3 protein-coding genes and 1 pseudogene are annotated in these 3,937 nt (G+C 73.8%); 2 read left to right on the top strand and 2 right to left on the bottom strand.

The features are described 5' to 3' along the window. Nucleotides 1–38 precede the first annotated feature (38 nt). A complete protein-coding gene (locus tag ABZ641_RS28540; RefSeq protein ID WP_359986293.1) occupies nucleotides 39–890 on the bottom strand; it encodes a hypothetical protein in 852 nt (283 codons plus the stop codon). A 29-nt stretch (nucleotides 891–919) separates the two neighbouring features. Further along, entirely contained in the window at nucleotides 920–2,131 is a 1,212-nt protein-coding gene (locus tag ABZ641_RS28545) for a glycosyltransferase (RefSeq protein WP_359986296.1), read from the bottom strand. 44 nt (nucleotides 2,132–2,175) lie between these two features. Here ABZ641_RS28545 and ABZ641_RS28550 point away from each other — a divergent pair, with 44 nt between their 5' ends. After that, the gene (locus ABZ641_RS28550; protein WP_359986299.1) at nucleotides 2,176–3,111 is read left to right on the top strand and encodes an endonuclease/exonuclease/phosphatase family protein; all 936 of its coding nucleotides are present in this window, start codon (nucleotides 2,176–2,178) and stop codon (nucleotides 3,109–3,111) included. Between the two features lie 42 nt (nucleotides 3,112–3,153). Continuing rightward, nucleotides 3,154–3,937, top strand: a pseudogene (locus ABZ641_RS28555) (hypothetical protein); the annotation flags it as partial.

The following is a 3,937-nucleotide window of genomic DNA, read 5'->3' on the forward strand; positions in this document are numbered from 1 at the left end:
CTGCGGTCATGGCCGTCAGCCTAGCGACCGCCGGTCCGTCAGAGCTTCAGGCCATTGATCATCCCTGCCACGTTGCTGGTGACCTCCGGATCGAGCATGGCCTCACGCAGGCGTCCCTCACCGTACGGCCGGCGGGCCCGGACCCGCAGGGCACGCAGTCGGATCCGGGGGCTCGCGCAGCTGTCCAGGAGCGGGAGAACGGCATCCTGCTCGGCCGGTGCCAGCTTCGACGAGGTGACGAGCCGGGCAGCCCACTGCCACAGGCCGGGGTCCTTCGTGGCGAAGGCAACCTCGACGGCCCCGGTCGGATCGATCCGCGCCAGCCACCGCAGACAGCACGCCCGCGCCACGGGATCGCCGGAGCGGGCGCCCTGCCGCAGCTCCTCCGCCCCCGAACGGCGGAGCAGGTCCTCCACCCCGGCCAGCATCGGGCGTGCCCTGCTGCGCCTGCGTATTCCGTCCAGCAGGGGCAGCAGCCGGACGAGGATCCCGACGTGCTCGGCACCGGTCAGCCGTGCGGTGACCGCGCGCTGCGCGAGGTCCCTGACCGGTTCGACGGGATCGTTGAGCCGCAGCAGGAGGAAGGGCAGCGCGAAAAGGTCTGCGGACGCTCCGAGCAGCTCGACCCCGGTCTGCCTGAGGTACCCGGAGCGGTCGAACGACATCAGGGCCGCCACGGCAAGGGCGTGCGGATCGGTCTGCCCGTCGCCCGGCACCTCGGATCCCATCAGGATGCCGGTGGAGCTGAGAGTCCCGCGCCTGCGGCGGTAGTCCGCCTCGATTCGCATCAACTCGACGGGCGTCGCCGTTCGGAGCAGGGTGTCCAGCCGGCTCGCCGCCGGCCCCGGGTCGTCGTCCCATGAAACCGTCACACGCGGGACAGTATCCAAAGTGCAGGGTCCATCTCGTCGCTCGGGGGCTAGCCGCGCTCGGTGATCAGTAGGCGGGCTGCGGTCAGGGCGCCGTCGGTGCGGATGCGGCCCGCCAGGGTGCGGGCGGTCCGGACCGTCCGGGGGGCGAGGGCACGGCGCAGCGCCGTGGTGAGGGAGTCGACCGTCGGGTTGCTGCCCGGGTGGGCGCTGCCGATCCCGAGCCGGTCGACGCGGTCGGCGAAGTAGAACTGGTCGAACATCTGCGGGACGACCACCTGGGGCGTCCCGGCGCCGGCGGCCGCGGTGGTGGTGCCGGCCCCGCCGTGGTGCACGACCGCGGCGGCGCGCGGGAACAGTGCCTGCTGGTTCACCTCTCCGATCACCAGGCAGTCGGGCGCGGCCCCGTCGACGGAGAGGTCGGCCCAGCCGCGGGCGAGGACGGCGCGGCGGCCGAGTGCGCGGGCGGCTGCGATCATCGTCCGGGCGAGGCCCTCGGGAGCTCGCATGCTGCCGAATCCGAAGACGATCGGCGGCTCGTCGGCGTCGAGGAAGTCCTCCAGCTCGGGCGGGAGCGGGCGGTGGTCCGTCAGCGTCCACGCCCCGGTCTGCAGGACGTCGAGCTCCGACGGCCCGGGCCACGGCGCCAGGAGGGGATCGGCGGCGAGCCAGGGCGTGTCGGTGAGGATGTGGCGCCTGACGTCGCCGGCCGGGGCGAGGCCGATGGCGGTGCGCTGCGCGTCGAGCGCGGCGCCCCACAGGGCGTTCCAGCGTTGTGCGTCCCGGGCCCACAGGGTCGGGTTGTCGATCGTGCCGTCCGCGGGCTTGTCCCCCAGCAGTCCGAAGACGGGCGGCGCGTGGTGCGGGGACGGCAGTGTCATGGGCGCGAACGCGGCGTACACGTAGCCGGCACCGCGCTGTTCGGCCACCGAGCGGGCCGCGACGGCCAGCGCGCCGCCTGCCACGATCACGTCGCATCCCTCGGCCGCCGAACCCACCGCCGCGAACTGCTCCGCGACCGTGCCCTCGATCATCCGTCGTCGCTGTCCGGGTGTGGGCACCGTCCCTGCCGGCTGCTTCGCCGTGCCGTGCAGTTCCGGGCCGACCGGCAGGTAGGCGATCCCCAGTGACTCCGCCCACGGGCGGAAATCGGGCGGTGCGACGACCACGGCTTCCTGTCCCAGTTCCTGCAGCCGCAGGGCCAGGGCGATCACCGGCTGGACCTCTCCCCGCGAGCCGATCGTTGACAGCAGCACCCGCATGTTCGCTCCCGATTCTTCTGCCGTGTCCCGTCGCACGGCTGGCCATGTTCGCCGAAAGAGGGGGCCTTGCGGCAAGATCCCCCCTGCGATATACGGTTGAACGGGAGAGGGAATCGGGTGGGGTCGTGGGGGACGGGGCAAAGACGCTCACGGTGGCGTCGCTGAACGTCTGTTGCGGGGTCAGGAACACGCTGCCTCCGTTGAAGGAGCGGGCGGCCGGGATCTGCGCGCTCATCGAGCGCACGGACGTGGACGTGGTGAACCTTCAGGAGGTCTGGACGCCCGGCCTGCTCGCCTTCCTCCGTGCCCGGCTGCCCTCCTTCCCCTTCCTCGCCCGCGGGACGGGTCTGCTGGGCCAGCCGGCGGGCGGCCTGGTCGCGTTCTCCCGGATGCCGCTGCGGTCGGCCGTGTACCGGTCGTTCCGCCGTGCCCGGGCGCGGCGCGGAGGCGTGCTCTTCCGTGCCGGCGCGGCGGCGAGCGCGGGCCTGCAGGGCGTGCTGACCTACGAACTCACCGGACGCCGGACCGTCGTGGGCAACGCCCATCTGACGGCGAACCACGACGGGGACTGGTCGCCGGGCAACCGGTACGAGGCCCTGCAGTCGGCGCAGCTGGAGGCGGTGCACGAAGCCGTGCGGAGGGCCCGCCGCCCCGACACCCGGCTGTCGTTCCTCGTGGGCGACTTCAATGTCCCGAGCAGCAGCGGCCTCTACCGGGCGGCAGTGGACGGCGGCACCTGGCGGGATCCGTTCGCGGCCGCCGACCTGCCGACCTTCCAGGCCGCGCTGCTGCCGGACGGGGCACGGGCGCACCGGGTCGACTACGTCCTGGTCCACGGCGATCCGGAGTGCCACCCCGTCACCGGCGCGGACGTCTTCCTGACGGAGCCGGTGCCGCTGCGGTCCGGGCCCGCGGCCCACCTCTCGGACCACCTGGGGCAGTTGGTCCGTGTCGGGCCGCCCGGCGCGGCGGCCGACTGACCTCGACACCCGAAGCTCGGCCGTTCACCGGAGGAGGAGCTGTTGGAACCCCGACCCGTCGGCGAGCTCGGCCCGTTGCAGGACGACCTGCACCGGCTGCCGACCCATCTGTATCCCGATCGGCTGTACGGCGGCCCGGCCCTGCCCGACCGTCCGGTCAGGGGTGTGCGGACGACGAGGCGCCGCGGCCGGCTCCACGGGCCGCTGGGGCTGAACCGGCCGGGCCTGCCCCTGCAACGGGTCCCGGTCCGCGCCTTCGTCGGGCCGGGAGGATCGGGCAAGACGCTCCGCGCTCTCGGCGAGAGCTACACGGGCGGCCACAACTGGGATCCGTACCTGTGGAGCTACCGGGACATCTCGTGGGTGTCCGCCCGCGACGACGCCTCGCTGGAGGCCGGTCTGCTGAAGGTGCTGGAACGCCTCCACCCGCGCGGCGGGGCGCCGTCTCCCGGTGCGGGCACCGGCACGCCGGAGGACCTGGTGCTCGACGGGCTCCACGCCCGGACGTCGCAGTGGCTGCTGATCCTGGACGGGCTGGACGACCCGGACCTCCTGCGGCGCCTCCAGGCGCCCGACGGCCTCCTCCGGCAGCGGATGCCCCGCGGCCCCTGGCCCGCCGTGGGCGAGATCGTGGTCACCTCCCGGATCACCGCCCGCTCCGCCTGGGGGCCGTGGGTCTCCCTGACCCGGGCCGAACCGTGGAACCGCGAGACCGCGGTCGAGCTGCTGCACGCCCACACCGGCGCCGGAGTCGAGCAGCACGCCGAACTGGCGGCCCTGGCGGCCCGGCTGGGCCGCCTGCCGTTGGCCTTGCGGCTCGCCGGGC

It is taken from the genome of Kitasatospora sp. NPDC007106, from assembly GCF_040634455.1.
GTDB lineage: Bacteria > Actinomycetota > Actinomycetes > Streptomycetales > Streptomycetaceae > Kitasatospora > Kitasatospora arboriphila.

What these genes read in the sequence shown, in the direction of transcription:
- ABZ641_RS28545 (WP_359986296.1), bottom strand. Translation starts at nt 2,131, where the DNA reads ATGCGGGTGCTGCTGTCAACGATCGGCTCGCGGGGAGAGGTCCAGCCG.
- ABZ641_RS28550 (WP_359986299.1), top strand. Translation starts at nt 2,176, where the DNA reads ATGTTCGCCGAAAGAGGGGGCCTTGCGGCAAGATCCCCCCTGCGATAT.